Genomic DNA, 16,663 nt, shown 5'->3' on the forward strand with positions numbered 1-16,663 from the left:
TGCGCGGCACCAAGCGTGACGACGTTGAGCGTGGCCAGGTTCTGGTTAAGCCGGGTTCGGTTAAGCCGCACACCAAGTTCACCGCAGAAGTTTACGTTCTGAGCAAGGAAGAAGGCGGCCGTCATACTCCGTTCTTCAAAGGCTACCGTCCACAGTTCTACTTCCGTACTACTGACGTGACTGGTAACTGCGAGCTGCCAGAAGGCGTTGAAATGGTAATGCCAGGTGACAACATTCAGATGACTGTTACCCTGATCAAAACCATCGCGATGGAAGATGGTCTGCGTTTTGCTATCCGTGAAGGCGGTCGTACCGTCGGCGCTGGCGTCGTAGCCAAAATCATCGAGTAAATTGTTGTAATGTCTTTTTCGGGCCGGCATAATGGTCGGCCTGATTTTGTTTTAGGTCAGTAGCTCAATTGGCAGAGCGACGGTCTCCAAAACCGTAGGTTGGGGGTTCGATTCCCTCCTGACCTGCCAGATTCACTTGGTGTGTCTGGCTTTCTTTTCACAGGATCTTCATAGATGACTCCTAAAGCTGAAGCTCAAGGCTCTCGCTTCGATCTGCTCAAGTGGCTAGTAGTAGTCGCTTTGGTGGTTGTTGGCGTTGTTGGCAATCAGTATTACTCTGCTTCGCCGATCCTGTACCGTGTACTTGCACTGCTCGTCATTGCTGCTGTAGCTGCCTTTGTAGGCCTGCAGACAGTCAAGGGCAAGTCTTTCTTTGTACTGGTTAAGGAAGCTCGCACTGAGATTCGTAAAGTCGTATGGCCAACTCGCCAAGAAACCACGCAGACCACGTTGATTGTTGTGGCTGTTGTTCTGGTTATGGCGTTGCTGTTGTGGGGGCTTGATTCCCTCCTCGGCTGGCTTGTTTCCTTGATTGTCGGCTAAGGGTGTCCCGTGGCTAAGCGTTGGTACGTTGTGCATGCTTACTCCGGTTACGAGAAGCATGTCATGCGCTCGTTGGTAGAGCGCGTAAAGCTGGCTGGCATGGAAGATGGCTTCGGCGAAATTCTGGTTCCCACTGAAGAAGTGGTTGAAATGCGTAATGGCCAGAAGCGCAAAAGCGAGCGCAAGTTCTTCCCAGGTTACGTGCTGGTACAGATGGATATGAACGAGGGTACTTGGCACTTGGTCAAGGATACGCCTCGGGTGATGGGCTTCATTGGCGGTACTGCCGATAAGCCTGCGCCAATTACAGATAAAGAGGCAGAAGCAATTCTGCGTCGCGTTGCTGATGGTAGTGATAAGCCGAAGCCGAAGACATTGTTCGAGCCGGGCGAGTCGGTACGGGTCAATGACGGGCCGTTTGCTGATTTTACTGGCACGGTTGAAGAAGTTAACTACGAGAAGAGCCGGATCCAAGTGGCAGTGCTCATTTTCGGTCGCTCTACCCCGGTAGAGCTAGAGTTCAGCCAGGTCGAAAAGGTCTAGCTGAGCAAGCATCCCAACCCCGCAGCCCTAGGCTGTGGGGTTTTGTCGTCACTGGGATAAACGCGCAAGTAACCGGGGAGCCTTTCGAGGCGTTTGAACCCGTAATTGGAGTGCCTCATGGCCAAGAAAATTACCGCTTACATCAAGCTGCAAGTGAAGGCCGCTCAGGCTAACCCAAGCCCACCTGTTGGTCCTGCTCTGGGTCAGCACGGCGTGAACATCATGGAATTCTGCAAGGCCTTCAACGCCCGTACTCAGGGTCTTGAGCCAGGTCTGCCGACTCCAGTGATCATCACTGTCTACAGCGACCGTAGCTTCACTTTTGAAACCAAGTCCACCCCTGCTTCGGTTCTGCTGAAGAAGGCTGCTGGTCTGACTAGCGGTTCCGCTCGTCCGAACACCGTTAAGGTTGGCACCGTGACCCGTGCTCAGCTGGAAGAAATCGCGAAAACCAAAAACGCGGATCTGACTGCAGCTGATATGGAAGCAGCCGTGCGTACTATCGCCGGTTCTGCTCGTAGCATGGGCCTTAACGTGGAGGGTGTGTAATGGCTAAGTTGACCAAGCGTCAAAAGGCTATCGCCGGCAAAATCGAAGCAGGCAAGGCCTACAACTTTGTAGACGCTGCTGCTCTGCTGGCTGAGCTGTCGACTGTCAAGTTCAGCGAGTCGTTCGACGTTGCTGTTAACCTGGGTGTTGACCCGCGTAAATCTGACCAGGTTGTTCGTAGCGCTACTGTGCTGCCACACGGCACTGGCAAGACCGTTCGCGTTGCTGTGTTCACCCAGGGTCCAGCTGCTGAGGCCGCTCTGGCTGCCGGCGCTGACCGTGTAGGTATGGACGACCTGGCTGCCGAAATGAAAGGCGGCGACCTGAACTATGACGTAGTTATCGCATCCCCGGATGCAATGCGCGTTGTTGGTCAGTTGGGTCAGATCCTCGGTCCACGCGGCCTGATGCCTAACCCTAAAGTCGGCACCGTAACTCCAGACGTAGCTACCGCGGTTAAAAACGCCAAAGCTGGTCAGGTTCGTTATCGCACCGACAAAAACGGCATCATCCACACTTCCGTTGGCAAGATCGGCTTCGACGCCGTCAAGCTGAAGGAAAACGTTGAAGCCCTGATCGCTGATCTGAAGCGTATCAAGCCAGCTTCCTCGAAAGGCATTTACGTCAAGCGCGTTACCCTGAGCACCACTATGGGCCCAGGTCTGGTCATCGACCAAAGCTCGCTCGACGCGTAAGACACAGGTTGGCGCGAGCGATCGCGCCAATTGAAAGATTGGGGTCCCTGCCTGGCGGGGGCTATCCAAGACCGTAGGCGACGCAAGTCTTAAACCTCAAGCCTACGCAGATGGTGCTCCCGGTTCCTTACCGAATCAGACACCAAAACGACATCCGGCTTCGGCCAGATGAAACGGTAACAAGCAGGAGTTAAACCCGTGGCAATTAATCTCGAAGACAAGAAGGCCATCGTCGCTGAAGTCAACGAGGCTGCCAAAGTCGCTCTGTCCGCTGTCGTGGCTGATGCCCGTGGCGTAACAGTAGGCGCGATGACCGGACTCCGTAAAGAGGCTCGTGAAGCTGGCGTTTACGTACGTGTTGTACGTAACACCCTGCTCAAGCGCGCTGTTGCTGACACTGAATACAGTGTCCTCAACGACGTGTTCACCGGCCCGACTCTGATCGCGTTCTCCAAGGATCATCCTGGCGCTGCTGCCCGTTTGTTCAAGGAATTCGCCAAGAGTCAGGATAAGTTCGAGATCAAGGCAGCTGCGTTCGAGGGCAAGTTCCTCGCAGCTAACCAAATCGACGTACTGGCAACACTGCCGACCCGTGACGAAGCAATTTCTCAGCTGATGAGCGTGATTCAAGGCGCTACCAGCAAGTTGGCTCGTACTCTGGCTGCAGTTCGCGACCAAAAAGAAGCTGTTGCAGCCTAAGGCTGAACATCTCCTTTCGCGTATTTTTGTTTATTTCGATGGCCGCGTAGGCCGTCCCCCAATTCAGGAAATACAGCAATGTCTATCTCCCAAGACGATATCCTCAACGCCGTAGCTGAAATGTCGGTTCTGCAGGTTGTTGAGCTGATCAAAGCTTTCGAAGAAAAATTCGGCGTTACCGCTGCTGCTGCATCGGCTGGTCCAGCTGCTGCTGCCGCTGTTGTTGAAGAGCAAACCGAATTCAACGTCATGCTGACCGAAGCTGGCGAGAAGAAAGTAAACGTGATCAAGGCAGTACGTGAACTGACCGGTCTGGGCCTGAAAGAAGCCAAGGCTGTAGTTGACGGCGCTCCTGCCATGGTTCTGGAAGCTGTTTCGAAAGACGCAGCTGACAAAGCCAAAGCTACTCTGGAAGAAGCAGGCGCTAAAGTCGAGCTGAAGTAAGCATCGACTTTGCTCCTCCAGCCCGAGCGTAAAGCGAAAGGCTGATGGCTGGTGGCTCTTGCCACCGGCCTTTTTCCGTTATTGGCAGCCGACTGGGTCGGTGCTGATAACGAGCTGTAACCACCCGATGTGGTGGCGCAAACCATGGGGTTTGCACGATTTTCTGGCTGCTCCCGTCGGGAGGGGCCAAACAAGCAGGTGACCAAGCTGGGGAACGCTGATGGCTTACTCATATACTGAGAAAAAACGTATCCGCAAGGACTTTAGCAAGTTGCCGGACGTCATGGATGTGCCGTACCTCCTGGCCATCCAGCTGGATTCGTATCGTGAATTCTTGCAAGCGGGAGCGACTAAAGATCAGTTCCGCGACGTGGGCCTGCATGCGGCCTTCAAATCCGTTTTCCCGATCATCAGCTACTCCGGCAATGCTGCGCTGGAGTACGTCGGTTATCGCCTGGGCGAACCGGCATTTGATGTCAAAGAATGCGTATTGCGCGGTGTAACTTACGCCGTACCTTTGCGGGTAAAAGTGCGCCTGATCATTTTCGACAAAGAATCGTCGAACAAAGCGATCAAGGACATTAAAGAGCAAGAAGTCTACATGGGTGAAATCCCCCTGATGACTGAGAACGGTACCTTCGTAATCAACGGTACCGAGCGTGTAATCGTTTCCCAGCTGCACCGTTCCCCGGGCGTGTTCTTCGACCACGACCGTGGCAAGACGCACAGCTCCGGCAAACTGCTGTACTCCGCGCGCATCATTCCTTACCGCGGTTCGTGGTTGGACTTCGAGTTCGACCCGAAAGACTGCGTGTTCGTGCGTATCGACCGTCGTCGCAAGCTGCCTGCATCGGTATTGCTGCGCGCGCTGGGCTATACCACTGAAGAAGTGCTGGATGCGTTCTACACCACCAACGTCTTCCACGTGCAAGGTGAAAACCTCAGCCTGGAACTGGTGCCTCAGCGCCTGCGTGGTGAAATTGCTGTCCTGGATATCCTGGATGACAAAGGCAAGGTTATTGTCGAGCAAGGTCGTCGTATCACCGCTCGCCACATCAACCAGCTGGAAAAAGCAGGGATCAAAGAGCTGCAAGTGCCTCTGGACTACGTCCTGGGTCGCACTACCGCCAAGGTCATCGTGCATCCGGCAACCGGCGAAATCCTGGCAGAGTGCAACACCGAGCTGAACACCGAGATCCTGGCGAAAATCGCCAAGGCCCAGGTTGTTCGCATCGAAACTCTGTACACCAACGATATCGACTGCGGTCCGTTTGTCTCCGACACTCTGAAGATCGACTCCACCAGCAACCAATTGGAAGCGCTGGTCGAGATCTATCGCATGATGCGTCCAGGCGAGCCGCCAACCAAAGACGCTGCCGAGACTCTGTTCAACAACCTGTTCTTCAGCCCTGAGCGCTATGACCTGTCTGCGGTCGGCCGGATGAAGTTCAACCGTCGTATCGGTCGTACCGAGATCGAAGGTTCGGGTGTGTTGTGCAAAGAAGACATTGTCGCGGTACTGAAGACTCTGGTCGACATCCGTAACGGTAAAGGCATCGTCGATGACATCGACCACTTGGGTAACCGTCGTGTTCGCTGCGTAGGCGAAATGGCCGAGAACCAGTTCCGCGTTGGCCTGGTACGTGTTGAGCGTGCGGTCAAAGAGCGTCTGTCGATGGCTGAAAGCGAAGGCCTGATGCCGCAAGACCTGATCAACGCCAAGCCAGTGGCTGCGGCGGTGAAAGAGTTCTTCGGTTCCAGCCAGCTGTCCCAGTTCATGGACCAGAACAACCCGCTGTCCGAGATCACCCACAAGCGTCGTGTGTCTGCACTCGGCCCTGGCGGTTTGACTCGTGAGCGTGCCGGCTTTGAAGTTCGTGACGTACACCCGACTCACTACGGTCGTGTATGCCCGATTGAAACGCCGGAAGGTCCGAACATCGGTCTGATCAACTCCCTGGCTGCCTATGCGCGCACCAACCAGTACGGCTTCCTCGAGAGCCCGTACCGTGTGGTGAAAGACGCTCTGGTCACCGACGAGATCGTGTTCCTGTCCGCCATCGAAGAAGCTGATCACGTGATCGCTCAGGCTTCGGCCACGATGAACGATAAAAAAGTCCTGATCGACGAGCTGGTAGCTGTTCGTCACTTGAACGAGTTCACCGTCAAGGCGCCTGAAGACGTCACCTTGATGGACGTATCGCCGAAGCAGGTAGTTTCGGTTGCTGCGTCGCTGATCCCGTTCCTCGAGCACGATGACGCCAACCGTGCGTTGATGGGTTCGAACATGCAGCGTCAAGCTGTACCAACCCTGCGCGCTGACAAGCCGCTGGTCGGTACCGGCATGGAGCGTAACGTAGCTCGTGACTCCGGCGTTTGCGTCGTGGCTCGTCGTGGCGGTGTTATCGATTCTGTCGACGCCAGCCGTATCGTGGTTCGTGTTGCTGATGACGAAGTTGAAACCGGCGAAGCTGGTGTCGACATCTACAACCTGACCAAGTACACCCGCTCCAACCAGAACACCTGCATCAACCAGCGTCCGCTGGTGCGTAAAGGTGATCGGGTTCAGCGTAGCGACATCATGGCTGACGGTCCGTCCACCGACATGGGTGAACTGGCTCTGGGTCAGAACATGCGCATTGCGTTCATGGCATGGAACGGCTTCAACTTCGAAGACTCCATCTGCCTGTCCGAGCGTGTGGTTCAGGAAGATCGCTTCACCACGATCCACATTCAGGAACTGACCTGTGTGGCGCGTGACACCAAGCTTGGGCCAGAGGAAATCACTGCAGACATCCCGAACGTGGGTGAAGCTGCACTGAACAAACTGGACGAAGCCGGTATCGTTTACGTAGGTGCTGAAGTTGGCGCAGGCGACATTCTGGTCGGTAAGGTCACTCCGAAAGGCGAGACCCAACTGACTCCGGAAGAGAAGCTGTTGCGTGCCATCTTCGGTGAAAAAGCCAGCGACGTTAAAGACACCTCCCTGCGCGTGCCTACTGGCACCAAGGGTACCGTCATCGACGTACAGGTCTTCACCCGCGACGGCGTTGAGCGTGATGCTCGTGCACTGTCGATCGAGAAGACTCAACTCGACGAGATCCGCAAGGATCTGAACGAAGAGTTCCGTATCGTTGAAGGCGCAACTTTCGAGCGTCTGCGTTCCGCTCTGGTCGGCCACAAAGCCGAAGGCGGCGCCGGTCTGAAGAAAGGTCAGGACATCACCGACGAAGTTCTCGACGGTCTTGAGCATGGTCAGTGGTTCAAACTGCGCATGGCTGAAGATGCTCTGAACGAGCAGCTCGAGAAGGCTCAGGCCTACATCGTTGATCGTCGCCGTCTGCTGGACGACAAGTTCGAAGACAAGAAGCGCAAACTGCAGCAGGGCGATGACCTGGCTCCAGGCGTGCTGAAAATCGTCAAGGTTTACCTGGCAATCCGTCGCCGCATTCAGCCGGGCGACAAGATGGCCGGTCGTCACGGTAACAAAGGTGTGGTCTCCGTGATCATGCCGGTTGAAGACATGCCGCACGATGCCAATGGCACCCCGGTCGACGTTGTCCTCAACCCGTTGGGCGTACCTTCGCGTATGAACGTTGGTCAGATCCTTGAAACCCACCTCGGCCTCGCGGCCAAAGGTCTGGGCGAGAAGATCAACCGGATGATCGAAGAGCAGCGCAAAGTGGCTGAGCTTCGTACCTTCCTGGACGAGATCTACAACCAGATCGGCGGTCGTAACGAAGATCTGGATAGCTTCTCCGACCAGGAAATCCTGGATCTGGCGAAGAACCTGCGTGGCGGCGTTCCAATGGCCACTCCAGTGTTCGACGGCGCCAAGGAAAGCGAAATCAAGGCCATGCTGAAACTGGCAGACCTGCCGGAAAGCGGCCAGATGCAGCTGACCGACGGCCGTACCGGCAACAAGTTCGAGCGCCCGGTTACTGTTGGCTACATGTACATGCTGAAGCTGAACCACTTGGTAGACGACAAGATGCACGCTCGTTCTACCGGTTCGTACAGCCTGGTTACCCAGCAGCCGCTGGGTGGTAAGGCGCAGTTCGGTGGTCAGCGTTTCGGGGAGATGGAGGTCTGGGCACTGGAAGCTTACGGTGCCGCTTACACTCTGCAAGAAATGCTCACAGTGAAGTCGGACGATGTGAACGGCCGTACCAAGATGTACAAAAACATCGTGGATGGCGATCACCGTATGGAGCCGGGCATGCCCGAGTCTTTCAACGTGTTGATCAAGGAAATTCGTTCCCTCGGCATCGATATCGATCTGGAAACCGAATAACACGTGACGCGAATCGAGAGCGGGGCAGGATTGCCCGCTCTCTGCTCCGCCAGGAGGAAAGGCCTTGAAAGACCTACTGAATTTGCTGAAAAACCAGGGTCAAGTCGAAGAGTTCGACGCCATCCGTATTGGATTGGCATCGCCTGAGATGATCCGTTCGTGGTCGTTCGGTGAAGTTAAAAAGCCGGAAACCATTAACTACCGTACGTTCAAACCTGAACGTGACGGCCTGTTCTGCGCCAAGATCTTTGGCCCGGTAAAGGATTACGAGTGCCTGTGCGGTAAGTACAAGCGCTTGAAGCACCGTGGTGTGATCTGCGAGAAGTGCGGCGTTGAAGTCGCGCTGGCTAAAGTTCGTCGTGAGCGCATGGCGCACATCGAACTGGCCTCGCCAGTTGCCCACATCTGGTTCCTGAAATCGCTGCCGTCGCGTATCGGCTTGCTGATGGACATGACCCTGCGTGATATCGAACGCGTTCTCTACTTCGAGAGCTATGTCGTTATCGATCCAGGCATGACCACCCTTGAAAAAGGTCAGCTGCTCAACGACGAGCAGTACTTCGAAGCGCTGGAAGAGTTCGGCGACGATTTCGATGCCCGCATGGGTGCCGAAGCTGTCCGTGAGCTGCTGCACGCTATCGACCTGGAACACGAGATTGGCCGTCTGCGTGAAGAAATTCCGCAAACCAACTCCGAAACCAAAATCAAGAAGCTGTCCAAGCGTCTGAAGTTGATGGAAGCCTTCCAGGGTTCCGGCAACCTTCCAGAGTGGATGGTGCTGACCGTTCTGCCGGTTCTGCCGCCAGATCTGCGTCCACTGGTCCCGCTGGATGGCGGTCGCTTCGCGACTTCCGACCTCAACGATCTGTATCGTCGAGTGATCAACCGTAACAACCGCTTGAAGCGCCTGCTTGATCTGTCCGCTCCGGACATCATCGTGCGCAACGAAAAGCGTATGTTGCAGGAAGCCGTCGACGCACTGCTCGACAACGGTCGTCGTGGCCGCGCTATCACCGGTTCGAACAAGCGTCCTCTGAAATCCCTGGCTGACATGATCAAGGGTAAGCAAGGTCGTTTCCGTCAGAACTTGCTCGGTAAGCGTGTTGACTACTCCGGTCGTTCGGTAATTACCGTAGGTCCGACCCTGCGTCTGCACCAGTGCGGTCTGCCGAAGAAGATGGCTCTCGAGCTGTTCAAGCCGTTCATTTTCGGCAAGCTGGAAATGCGTGGTCTTGCGACCACCATCAAAGCTGCCAAGAAGATGGTCGAGCGCGAGCTGCCGGAAGTTTGGGACGTTCTCGCTGAAGTGATTCGCGAACACCCGGTTCTCCTCAACCGTGCACCGACCCTTCACCGTCTGGGTATCCAGGCGTTTGAACCGGTACTGATCGAAGGTAAGGCTATCCAGCTGCACCCTCTGGTCTGTGCTGCGTACAACGCCGACTTCGACGGCGACCAAATGGCCGTGCACGTACCGCTGACACTGGAAGCCCAGTTGGAAGCGCGTGCGTTGATGATGTCGACCAACAACATTCTGTCGCCAGCCAACGGTGAGCCAATCATCGTTCCTTCGCAGGACGTTGTATTGGGTCTGTACTACATGACTCGTGAAGCGATCAACGCCAAGGGCGAAGGTCGTGTGTTCGCGGATCTGCAGGAAGTTGACCGTGTGTTCCGTGCCGGCGAAGCCGCACTGCACGCTAAAGTCAAAGTGCGGATCAACGAAACCGTCAACGATCGTGATGGTGGCAGCGTCAAGAACACCCGTATCGTCGACACCACCGTCGGCCGTGCGCTGTTGTTCCAGGTTGTTCCACCTGGTCTGTCGTACGACGTCGTCAACCAGCCGATGAAGAAAAAGGCGATCTCCAAGCTGATCAACCAGTGCTACCGCGTGGTTGGTTTGAAAGAGACCGTGATTTTCGCTGACCAGTTGATGTACACCGGTTTTGCTTATTCGACCATCTCCGGCGTTTCCATCGGTGTTAACGACTTCGTTATCCCGGATGAAAAAGCCCGCATCATCGGTGCTGCCACCGACGAAGTGAAAGAGATCGAAAGTCAGTACGCCTCCGGCCTGGTAACCCAGGGCGAGAAGTACAACAAAGTGATCGACCTTTGGTCCAAGGCGAACGACGAAGTTTCCAAGGCGATGATGGCCAACCTCTCGAAAGAGAAGGTCATCGACCGTCATGGCGTCGAAGTCGACCAGGAATCTTTCAACTCGATGTACATGATGGCCGACTCGGGCGCACGGGGTTCTGCTGCGCAGATCCGTCAGCTCGCCGGTATGCGTGGCCTGATGGCCAAGCCGGACGGTTCCATCATTGAAACGCCGATTACTGCGAACTTCCGTGAAGGTTTGAGCGTACTTCAGTACTTCATCTCCACTCACGGTGCTCGTAAAGGTTTGGCGGATACCGCGTTGAAAACTGCGAACTCCGGTTACCTGACTCGTCGTCTGGTAGACGTGGCGCAGGATCTGGTAGTAACCGAGATCGATTGCGGCACCGAGCATGGCCTGGTAATGACTCCGCACATTGAAGGCGGTGACGTTGTTGAGCCGTTGGGTGAGCGCGTATTGGGTCGTGTTATTGCCCGTGACGTGTTCAAGCCAGGTACTGAAGAAATCATCGTTCCTGCCGGCACGCTGGTAGACGAGAAGTGGGTCGAGTTCATCGAGCTGAACAGCATCGACGAAGTGATCGTGCGTTCGCCGATCAGCTGCGAAACCCGCTACGGCATTTGCGCCAAGTGCTACGGCCGTGATCTGGCTCGTGGTCACCAGGTGAACATCGGTGAAGCGGTCGGCGTTATCGCTGCCCAGTCCATCGGTGAGCCGGGTACCCAGCTGACCATGCGTACGTTCCACATCGGTGGTGCGGCAAGCCGGACCTCCGCAGCTGATAGCGTTCAGGTGAAGAATGGCGGTACCGTCCGTCTGCACAACCTGAAGCACGTTGAGCGAGTGGATGGTTGCCTGGTTGCTGTGTCCCGTTCCGGTGAGCTGGCGATCGCTGATGACTTCGGTCGTGAGCGCGAGCGTTACAAGCTGCCGTACGGTGCTGTGATTTCGGTTAAAGAAGGTGACAAGGTCGACGCTGGCGCAATCGTGGCCAAGTGGGATCCGCACACTCACCCAATCGTTACCGAAATGAAAGGTACCGTGACCTACGTGGGCATGGAAGAAGGCATCACGATCAAGCGTCAGACTGACGAATTGACCGGTATGACCAACATTGAAGTACTTGACGCCAAAGATCGTCCAGCTGCCGGTAAAGATATCCGTCCTGCTGTGAAGATGGTTGATGACAATGGCAAGGATCTCTTGCTGCCGGGTACCGATGTAATTGCTCAGTACTTCCTGCCTGCTAACGCCCTGGTCGGTGTTGCGGACGGTGCGAAAATCGCGATCGGTGATGTTATCGCTCGTATTCCGCAAGAGACTTCGAAGACCCGTGACATCACCGGTGGTCTGCCGCGTGTTGCCGACTTGTTCGAAGCACGTCGTCCGAAAGAAGCCTCGATTCTGGCTGAAGTCAGCGGCACCATCGCGTTCGGTAAAGAGACCAAAGGCAAGCGTCGTCTGGTCATTACCCCGAACGACGGTAGCGATCCGTACGAAGAGCTGATTCCGAAGTGGCGTCACCTGAACGTCTTCGAAGGCGAACAGGTAAACCGCGGCGAAGTTATCTCCGACGGCCCGAGCGATCCACACGACATCCTGCGTCTGCTGGGTGTGAGTGCGCTGGCCAAGTACATCGTGAACGAGATCCAGGACGTTTACCGTCTGCAAGGCGTGAAGATCAACGATAAGCACATCGAGACCATCCTGCGTCAGATGCTGCGTAAAGTTGAAATCGCTGAATCCGGCGATTCCAGTTTCATCAAGGGCGACCAGATGGAATTGACTCACGTTCTGGTAGAGAACGAGCGTCTGGCTGGCGACGAGAAATTCGTTTCCAAGTTCACTCGCGTGCTGTTGGGTATCACCAAGGCGTCGTTGTCCACCGAATCGTTCATCTCGGCGGCTTCCTTCCAGGAAACCACTCGCGTACTGACCGAAGCGGCGGTAACCGGCAAGCGCGATTACCTGCGCGGCCTGAAAGAAAACGTGGTCGTGGGTCGTCTGATCCCGGCTGGTACCGGTCTGGCTTATCACAGCGAGCGCAAGCGTCGCCGTGATGCTGACAAACCGTTGCGCGTAAGCGCCAGTGAAGTGGAAGCTGCACTGACCGAAGCGCTGAACTCTAGCGGTAACTGAGTTCTGCGATAAATGAGCGTAAGGCCCTGGCTGCTCCGTTCATCGAATCGAGACAATTTGTCGAGGTTGGATGGGTGGGGAGGTCGGGGCCTTGCCTTGACTGGGGACAAGATCCTCTTTAGACTCTTGTACCCCTAAATTTGGCGGGAATTCGTTCCTGCCATTTTGCTTTTCTTGCAAGACAATAGCGTCGCAAGACAACAGTGGAGCTAGTAGATGGCAACTATCAACCAGCTGGTACGTCAGCCGCGTAAGCGTATCGTCGAGAAATCCGACGTGCCTGCGCTGCAGAACTGCCCGCAACGTCGTGGCGTATGCACCCGTGTGTATACCACCACGCCGAAAAAACCTAACTCGGCACTGCGTAAAGTATGCCGTGTGCGTCTGACCAACGGTTTCGAGGTTTCCTCGTACATCGGCGGTGAAGGCCACAACCTGCAAGAGCACAGCGTGGTACTGATCCGCGGCGGTCGTGTAAAAGACTTGCCAGGTGTTCGTTACCACACCGTACGCGGTTCTTTGGATACTTCCGGCGTTAAAGGTCGTAACCAGGGTCGTTCGAAGTACGGTACCAAGAAGCCTAAGTAGTAGCGGCTTTTTGTAAAAACTGATTTTCTATTTTTCTGAGTCGATAAGAGTAAGGTCGGAGGCGTCCCGCAAGGGCACCGATTCCGAGCGAACCTGAAGACCGTTTGAGGGCTTATCCATGCCAAGAAGACGCGTAGCAGCCAAGCGCGAAGTGCTTGACGATCCAAAGTACGGCAGCCAGATCCTGGCCAAGTTCATGAACCACGTTATGGAAAGCGGCAAGAAAGCCGTTGCCGAACGTATCGTTTATGGCGCGCTGGAAAAAGTTAAAGAACGCAAGAACAGCGATCCCCTGGAAATCTTCGAGAAAGCTCTCGACGCCATCGCTCCGCTGGTCGAAGTAAAGTCGCGCCGTGTAGGCGGTGCTACTTACCAGGTTCCGGTCGAAGTTCGTCCGTCCCGTCGTAACGCTCTGGCAATGCGCTGGTTGGTAGACTTCGCCCGCAAGCGCGGCGAGAAGTCTATGGCTCTGCGTTTGGCTGGCGAACTGTTGGACGCCGCTGAAGGTAAAGGTGCTGCAGTTAAGAAGCGTGAAGACGTGCACCGTATGGCTGAAGCCAACAAGGCTTTCTCGCACTACCGCTTCTAATTTCAGCGTCACTAATTTTGCGAGGGCTTTATGGCTCGTACTACACCGATTAACCGCTACCGTAACATTGGTATCGTTGCTCACGTGGATGCTGGTAAAACCACCACCACCGAGCGCGTCCTTTTTTACACTGGCAAAAGCCACAAGATGGGCGAGGTGCATGACGGCGCCGCGACCACAGACTGGATGGTGCAGGAGCAGGAGCGTGGTATTACCATTACTTCTGCTGCTATTACCGCCTTCTGGCAGGGTTCCGAGAAGCAGCACAAGGACCAATACCGTTTCAACGTCATCGACACCCCGGGCCACGTTGACTTCACTATTGAAGTTGAGCGTTCCCTGCGTGTTCTCGACGGCGCGGTCGTTGTGTTCTGCGGCACCTCGGGTGTTGAGCCTCAGTCGGAAACCGTATGGCGTCAAGCCAACAAGTACGGCGTTCCACGTCTTGTTTACGTAAACAAGATGGACCGTGCTGGTGCCAACTTCCTGCGCGTGATCGGCCAGATCAAGCAGCGTCTGGGTCACACTCCGGTGCCAATTCAATTGGCCATCGGTTCCGAAGACAACTTCCAGGGTCAGATCGATCTGATGGCTATGGAAGCTGTTTACTGGAATGACTCTGACAAAGGCATGGTTCCAGTTCGTAAGCCTATCCCTGCTGAACTGCAGGAGCTGGCTAACGAATGGCGCGGCAACATGATTGAAGCCGCGGCAGAAGCCAGCGAAGAGCTGATGAACAAGTACCTCGAGGGTGAAGAGCTCACCAACGCGGAAATCAAAGCGGCTCTGCGTCAGCGTACTATCGCTGGTGAGATCGTTTTGGCTGTTTGCGGTTCTTCCTTCAAGAACAAGGGTGTTCCCCTGGTTCTCGACGCCGTTATCGACTACCTGCCTGCTCCAACCGACATTCCTGCCATCAAGGGTACTGACCCGGATGACGAGACCAAGGAAATGGAGCGTCACGCAGACGACAGCGAGCCGTTTTCGGCTCTGGCGTTCAAGATCGCTACCGACCCATTCGTGGGTACCTTGACCTTTGTTCGAGTTTACTCGGGCGTGTTGGCCTCCGGCGACGGCGTGATCAACTCGGTTAAAGGCAAGAAAGAGCGCGTGGGTCGTATGGTGCAAATGCACGCAAACGCCCGTGAAGAAATCAAGGAAGTGCGCGCTGGTGACATCGCGGCCTTGATCGGCATGAAGGACGTCACCACTGGTGAGACTTTGTGCAACGCTGACAAGCCAATTATCCTGGTTCGTATGGACTTCCCGGAGCCGGTTATTTCGGTTGCCGTAGAGCCTAAGACCAAGGATGACCAGGAAAAAATGGGTATCGCTCTGGGCAAGCTTGCTCAGGAAGATCCATCTTTCCGCGTCAAAACCGATGAAGAGACTGGTCAAACGATCATCTCCGGCATGGGCGAGCTGCACCTGGACATCCTGGTTGACCGGATGCGCCGTGAGTTCAACGTCGAAGCCAACATTGGTAAGCCTCAGGTTTCCTATCGTGAGCGCATCACGAAGAACTGTGAAATCGAAGGCAAATTCGTTCGTCAATCCGGCGGTCGTGGCCAGTTCGGCCATTGCTGGATTCGTTTTGCTCCTGCTGACGAAGGTCAGGAAGGTCTGCAATTCGTGAACGAAGTCGTGGGTGGTGTGGTTCCTAAGGAATACATCCCGGCGATCCAGAAGGGTATCGAAGAGCAGATGAAGAACGGCGTTGTTGCCGGCTATCCGCTGATCGGCCTGAAGGCTACCGTGTTTGATGGTTCTTACCACGACGTCGACTCCAACGAGATGGCGTTTAAGGTGGCTGCTTCCATGGCGACCAAGCAACTGGCCCAGAAGGGCGGTGGTGAGTTGCTCGAGCCGATCATGGCGGTAGAGGTTGTTACGCCTGAAGACTATATGGGTGACGTGATGGGCGACCTTAACCGTCGTCGCGGCATGATTTTGGGTATGGAAGACACGGTCTCCGGCAAAGTAATTCGCGCCGAAGTTCCGCTGGGCGAGATGTTCGGTTATGCGACCGACGTTCGTTCCATGTCCCAGGGTCGCGCAAGCTACTCTATGGAATTCAAAAAATACAATACAGCTCCGTCGCACATCGTCGAAACTGTTACCAAAAAACAAGGCTGATTCAGCCCTTTAGGCAAGGAGTTAATTGTCGTGGCTAAAGAAAAATTTGATCGTTCCCTACCGCACGTCAACGTTGGCACCATCGGTCACGTTGACCACGGTAAAACCACTCTGACTGCAGCTCTGACTCGCGTCTGCTCCGAAGTATTCGGTTCGGCCATCGTTGATTTCGATAAAATCGACAGCGCGCCAGAAGAAAAAGCTCGTGGTATCACCATCAACACCGCGCACGTCGAGTACAACTCGAAGATCCGTCACTACGCTCACGTTGACTGCCCAGGTCACGCTGACTATGTGAAGAACATGATCACTGGTGCTGCCCAGATGGACGGCGCTATCCTGGTTTGCTCGGCCGCTGATGGTCCGATGCCACAAACCCGTGAGCACATCCTGCTGTCCCGTCAGGTAGGCGTTCCGTACATCGTGGTTTTCCTGAACAAGGCTGACCTGGTAGACGACGCTGAGCTGCTGGAACTGGTTGAGATGGAAGTGCGCGATCTGCTGAGCACTTACGACTTCCCGGGCGACGACACTCCGATCATCATCGGTTCGGCGCGTATGGCTCTGGAAGGCAAAGACGACAACGAAATGGGCACCACTGCCGTTCGTAAACTGGTTGAGACTCTGGACAGCTACATCCCAGAACCAGTTCGTCTGACCGACAAGCCGTTCCTGATGCCAATCGAAGACGTATTCTCGATCTCCGGTCGCGGTACTGTTGTGACTGGTCGTATCGAGCGCGGTATCGTTCGCGTTCAGGACCCACTGGAAATCGTTGGTCTGCGTGACACTACCGTCACCACCTGCACCGGTGTTGAAATGTTCCGCAAGCTGCTCGACGAAGGTCGTGCAGGCGAGAACTGCGGCGTGCTGTTGCGCGGCACCAAGCGTGACGACGTTGAGCGTGGCCAGGTTCTGGTTAAGCCGGGTTCGGTTAAGCCGCACACCAAGTTCACCGCAGAAGTTTAC

12 protein-coding genes, 1 tRNA gene and 1 pseudogene are annotated in these 16,663 nt (G+C 55.3%); all 14 read left to right on the forward strand.

Annotated features, from left to right (window positions below; genetic code table 11):
- Nucleotides 1–350: pseudogene (locus D882_RS01000000131470) on the forward strand (elongation factor Tu); the annotation flags it as partial.
- A gap of 53 nt (nucleotides 351–403) precedes the next feature.
- A tRNA-Trp gene (locus D882_RS0126775) sits at nucleotides 404–479 on the forward strand.
- A gap of 45 nt (nucleotides 480–524) precedes the next feature.
- Entirely contained in the window at nucleotides 525–893 is a 369-nt protein-coding gene (gene secE / locus D882_RS0126780) for a preprotein translocase subunit SecE (RefSeq protein ID WP_007896620.1), read from the forward strand.
- 9 nt (nucleotides 894–902) lie between these two features.
- The gene (gene nusG, locus D882_RS0126785) at nucleotides 903–1,436 is read left to right on the forward strand and encodes a transcription termination/antitermination protein NusG (protein ID WP_007896622.1); all 534 of its coding nucleotides are present in this window, start codon (nucleotides 903–905) and stop codon (nucleotides 1,434–1,436) included.
- A gap of 117 nt (nucleotides 1,437–1,553) precedes the next feature.
- Nucleotides 1,554–1,985, forward strand: a complete 432-nt coding sequence (gene rplK, locus D882_RS0126790) for a 50S ribosomal protein L11 (RefSeq protein WP_007933726.1) — start codon at nucleotides 1,554–1,556, stop codon at nucleotides 1,983–1,985.
- Entirely contained in the window at nucleotides 1,985–2,680 is a 696-nt protein-coding gene (rplA, locus tag D882_RS0126795; RefSeq protein ID WP_003186095.1) for a 50S ribosomal protein L1, read from the forward strand. Before rplK ends, rplA begins: the two co-directional genes overlap by 1 nt.
- A 198-nt stretch (nucleotides 2,681–2,878) precedes the next feature.
- On the forward strand, nucleotides 2,879–3,379 hold the full coding sequence (gene rplJ / locus D882_RS0126800; RefSeq protein WP_027926086.1) for a 50S ribosomal protein L10: 501 nt from the start codon (nucleotides 2,879–2,881) through the stop codon (nucleotides 3,377–3,379).
- 78 nt (nucleotides 3,380–3,457) lie between these two features.
- Nucleotides 3,458–3,823, forward strand: coding sequence for a 50S ribosomal protein L7/L12 (gene rplL, locus D882_RS0126805; RefSeq protein WP_027926087.1), 366 nt, complete (start codon nucleotides 3,458–3,460; stop codon nucleotides 3,821–3,823).
- A 220-nt stretch (nucleotides 3,824–4,043) separates the two neighbouring features.
- On the forward strand, nucleotides 4,044–8,117 hold the full coding sequence (rpoB, locus tag D882_RS0126810; RefSeq protein WP_027926088.1) for a DNA-directed RNA polymerase subunit beta: 4,074 nt from the start codon (nucleotides 4,044–4,046) through the stop codon (nucleotides 8,115–8,117).
- A 64-nt stretch (nucleotides 8,118–8,181) separates the two neighbouring features.
- Complete coding sequence (gene rpoC, locus D882_RS0126815) at nucleotides 8,182–12,381, forward strand: DNA-directed RNA polymerase subunit beta' (RefSeq protein ID WP_007896632.1); 4,200 nt, start codon at nucleotides 8,182–8,184, stop codon at nucleotides 12,379–12,381.
- Nucleotides 12,382–12,597: 216 nt separating this feature from the next.
- On the forward strand, nucleotides 12,598–12,969 hold the full coding sequence (rpsL, locus tag D882_RS0126820; protein WP_002555494.1) for a 30S ribosomal protein S12: 372 nt from the start codon (nucleotides 12,598–12,600) through the stop codon (nucleotides 12,967–12,969).
- 118 nt (nucleotides 12,970–13,087) lie between these two features.
- Nucleotides 13,088–13,558: a 30S ribosomal protein S7 gene (gene rpsG / locus D882_RS0126825; protein ID WP_002555493.1), complete on the forward strand. Its 471-nt coding sequence runs from the start codon at nucleotides 13,088–13,090 to the stop codon at nucleotides 13,556–13,558.
- 30 nt (nucleotides 13,559–13,588) lie between these two features.
- On the forward strand, nucleotides 13,589–15,694 hold the full coding sequence (fusA, locus tag D882_RS0126830; RefSeq protein ID WP_027926089.1) for an elongation factor G: 2,106 nt from the start codon (nucleotides 13,589–13,591) through the stop codon (nucleotides 15,692–15,694).
- 30 nt (nucleotides 15,695–15,724) lie between these two features.
- A partial coding sequence (gene tuf / locus D882_RS0126835; protein WP_027926090.1) for an elongation factor Tu occupies nucleotides 15,725–16,663 on the forward strand: 939 nt, incomplete at its 3' end.

The sequence above is a fragment of the Pseudomonas sp. URMO17WK12:I12 genome (assembly GCF_000514395.1).
Classification (GTDB): Bacteria; Pseudomonadota; Gammaproteobacteria; order Pseudomonadales; family Pseudomonadaceae; genus Aquipseudomonas; species Aquipseudomonas mucoides.